The sequence below is a fragment of the Kineococcus vitellinus genome (assembly GCF_009906315.1).
Classification (GTDB): domain Bacteria; phylum Actinomycetota; class Actinomycetes; order Actinomycetales; family Kineococcaceae; genus Kineococcus; species Kineococcus vitellinus.
Genome location: NZ_JAAALL010000385.1, coordinates 1 through 3415, shown reverse-complemented (window position 1 = coordinate 3415; position 3415 = coordinate 1). Strand labels below are relative to the sequence as shown.

The following is a 3415-nucleotide window of genomic DNA, read 5'->3' as shown; positions in this document are numbered from 1 at the left end:
CCCGCCCCGCTCGCGCCCGCGCACCCCGGCCCGGCGCCGGTCGGCGGAGCGCCGGCCGGCGCGGTGCCGCTCGCGGCGCCGGGGGAGGACCCCTCGCCGGAGGCGGCGCAGCGGGCGCTGGCGGCGGCGGTGCAGCGCGTCGACGCCTCCGGCCGCTTCGAGGCGGCCGACGTCGCCCTCGTCCACGAGGTCGCCGACCTGCTCGGCCCGCTGCTGGCCCGCACCGCCGGGCGCGACGGCGACGCGCAGGTGCGCCACGACCTGCGGGCCCTGGCCGGCGAGCACCTGCCGCGCACGGTGGAGGACCACCTCGCGCTGCCCGAGGACTACGCGCGCGAGCACCGCACCCCGCGCGGCACCACCCCCGCGCAGGAGCTGCGCAGCCAGCTCGTGCTGCTCGTGGAGGGCTGCAAGCAGCTGCGCGAGGCCGTGCACGACGCCGACGTCGAGCGCCAGCAGCGGCAGAGCCGCTTCCTGGAGGCGAAGTTCCGCCGCGGCGACCTCGACCTCTGAGCACCGTGGCCGACCGTCCCGCCGCCGCCGCGGCGGACCCCGCCCCGCCGGGGCCGGGCCGGCGGCCCCCCGCGTGCGGTAGGAAGGGCCCATGACCCTGGACGTGCAGCTCGTGGGCGCCACGACGCAGATGGCGGTCGTCACGCTGCGCCCCGGCCAGACCCTGTACTGCGAGGCGGGCAAGTTCCTCTTCTGCTCCGGCGACGTCGTCATGGAGACGAAGCTGACGGCCCCGCGCGACCCGCACGGCAAGGACGCCGGCGCCGGCCTGGGCGGTCTGCTGCGCGGGGCGGCCGCGGCGGGCAAGCGCGTGCTGGCGGGGGAGTCCTTCGCCTTCCAGCACTTCCACACCCCCGGCGGCGACGGCCTGCTGGGGCTGGCCGGCGTCCTGCCGGGCGAGATGCGCCACCTGGAGCTGGACGGCTCGACGACGTGGTTCGCCGAGAAGGACGCCTTCGTCGCCGCCGAGGCCGGGGTGCACTTCGACATCGCCTTCTCCGGCCTCGGGCAGGGCGTGCTGGGCGGCGAGGGCTTCATCCTGGAGCGCTTCACCGGCCGCGGCTCGCTGCTCATCGCGGGCGCCGGCGACTTCATCGACATCAACCCCGCCGACTACGGCGGCACCGTGCGCGTCGACACCGGCTGCATCGTGGCCTGGGACGACCGCATCAGCTACGGCGTGGAGACGGTCGGCCGGCTGAACCGGCAGGGGATCATGAGCGCCGTCTTCGGCGGGGAGGGCCTGACGCTGGCCACCCTGCGCGGCAACGGCCGGGTCATCCTGCAGTCGGTCACCATCGAGGCCTTCGCCAAGGCGCTGGTGAAGAACAGCGCCAAGCCCGACCAGCACGGCATCGGCGCGCTGGGCGGCATCTTCTCCGGCGGTCGCGACTGACCCCGGCGCCGCCGGGCACTCCGGCGGGACGGTGATCGTTGGGCCGTCTGCAAGCACCCGACCACGCACGAGCACGGACGAACGGAGCACACACCATGGGCGTCAGCCTCAGCAAGGGCGGCAACGTCTCCCTCACCAAGGAAGCGCCGGGCATGACCAAGGCCGTCATCGGCCTCGGCTGGGACGCGAACTCGTTCACCGGTTCGGAGTTCGACCTCGACGCGCAGGCCATCATGGTCGGCGCCGACGGCAAGGTCCCCAGCGACGGCTTCTTCGTCTTCTTCAACCAGCTGAAGTCCCCCGAGGGCTCGGTCGAGCACACCGGCGACAACCGCACCGGTGAGGGCGACGGCGACGACGAGAAGATCAACGTCGACCTCAGCCTCGTGCCCGCGGAGATCGAGAAGGTCGTCTTCACCGTCGCCATCTACGACGCGGACACCCGCAAGCAGTCCTTCGGCCAGGTCCGCAACGCCTTCATCCGCGTCGTGAACGCCGAGGGCGGCACCGAGGTCGCCCGCTACGACCTCTCCGAGGACGCCTCGACCGAGACCGCCATGGTCTTCGGCGAGCTGTACCGCAGCGGCGGCGACTGGAAGTTCCGCGCCGTCGGCCAGGGCTACGCCAACGGCCTGCGGGGCATCGCCACCGACTTCGGCGTCAGCGTCTGACACACCCGGCTGCGCGCCGTCCCCGCGGGGGACGGCGCGCGCCCGCGCGTCTCCCCGGGGGCCGTGAGTAGGGTTCTGAGTCCGGCCCGCACGGGCTCCGCATGAACAGGAAGCTGACAGGTGATCCTCAAGACCTACCGCTGGTCCTTCATCGTGACCGCACTGGGCCTCGTGCTCGCCGCCTGGTACGGGCTCTCCGCCCACCTGGGGCTGTTCCAGGCGATCTTCCTCGTCCTGATCCTCTCGGTGCTGGAGATCAGCCTCTCGTTCGACAACGCCGTGGTGAACGCCACCATCCTGGAGCGGATGAGCGACTTCTGGCGGAAGATCTTCCTGTCCGTCGGCATCATCATCGCCGTCTTCGGCATGCGGCTCGTCTTCCCCATCGTGCTGGTCAGCGTCACCGCGGGCCTCGGGCCCGTCGAGGTCGTCCGCCTCGCCCTGGAGGGCGGGGACCCGGAGACCCCCGGCACCTACGGCTACGAGCTCAACCAGGCCCACCCCACGATCGCCTCCTTCGGCGGGATGTTCCTGCTGATGCTCTTCCTGAACTTCATCTTCGGGGAGAAGGAGCACCACTGGATCGGGCCGCTCGAGCGCGCCCTGGAGAAGGTCGGCAAGCTCGAGTACGTGCAGGTCATCGTGGCCGGCGCCGTGCTGCTCGTCGTCGCCGAGACCTTCGCCACCGACCACGGCCGCACCGTGCTGGCCGCCGGCCTGGCGGGTGTGGTGACCTACCTGCTCGTCAACGGCCTCGGTGAGCTGTTCAACGTCGAGGACCACGTCGAGCACTCGGAGCACCCGGAGGGGCGCGAGCACCCCGAGGGGGCCGGCGCGACCGCCGCCGCCCGTCCCAGCGGCCCCAGCGGGGCGGCCAGGGCCACCGGCAAGGCGGCGTTCTTCCTCTTCCTGTACCTCGAGGTCCTCGACGCCTCGTTCTCCTTCGACGGGGTCATCGGCGCCTTCGCCATCACCTCCGACCCGGTGATCATCGCGATCGGCCTCGGCGTCGGGGCGATGTACATCCGGTCGATGACCGTGCACCTGGTCGAGGAGGGCACCCTCGCGCAGTACCCGTACCTGGAGAACGGCGCCCTGTGGGCCATCGGTGCGCTCGCGGTCATCCTGCTGCTGAGCATCGAGGTCCACATCCCCGAGGTCGTCACCGGCCTCATCGGCCTGGCCTTCATCGTGGCCTCGCTCATCAGCTCCATCCGCTACAACCGGGCCCACCCGGAGGAGTCGCACGTCGAGACGCACCCCGTGCGCGCGGGCTGAGCCCGCGCCGCAGCGGTGCGCGCAGGGTCCGGGGACGAGCCGAGGGTGGGGGTGGCGT

4 protein-coding genes are annotated in these 3415 nt (G+C 72.4%); all 4 read left to right on the top strand.

Features of this window, described 5'->3' with window-relative positions; translation table 11 throughout:
- A partial coding sequence (locus GTQ99_RS21260) for a hypothetical protein (protein ID WP_166617692.1) occupies nt 1-513 on the top strand: 513 nt, incomplete at its 5' end.
- A gap of 91 nt (nt 514-604) precedes the next feature.
- Nucleotides 605-1408, top strand: coding sequence for an AIM24 family protein (locus tag GTQ99_RS21255; RefSeq protein ID WP_166617691.1), 804 nt, complete (start codon nt 605-607; stop codon nt 1406-1408).
- 95 nt (nt 1409-1503) lie between these two features.
- A complete protein-coding gene (locus GTQ99_RS21250; protein WP_166617690.1) occupies nt 1504-2079 on the top strand; it encodes a TerD family protein in 576 nt (191 codons plus the stop codon).
- 120 nt (nt 2080-2199) lie between these two features.
- On the top strand, nt 2200-3357 hold the full coding sequence (locus tag GTQ99_RS21245) for a DUF475 domain-containing protein (RefSeq protein WP_166617689.1): 1158 nt from the start codon (nt 2200-2202) through the stop codon (nt 3355-3357).
- Nucleotides 3358-3415: the final 58 nt, after the last annotated feature.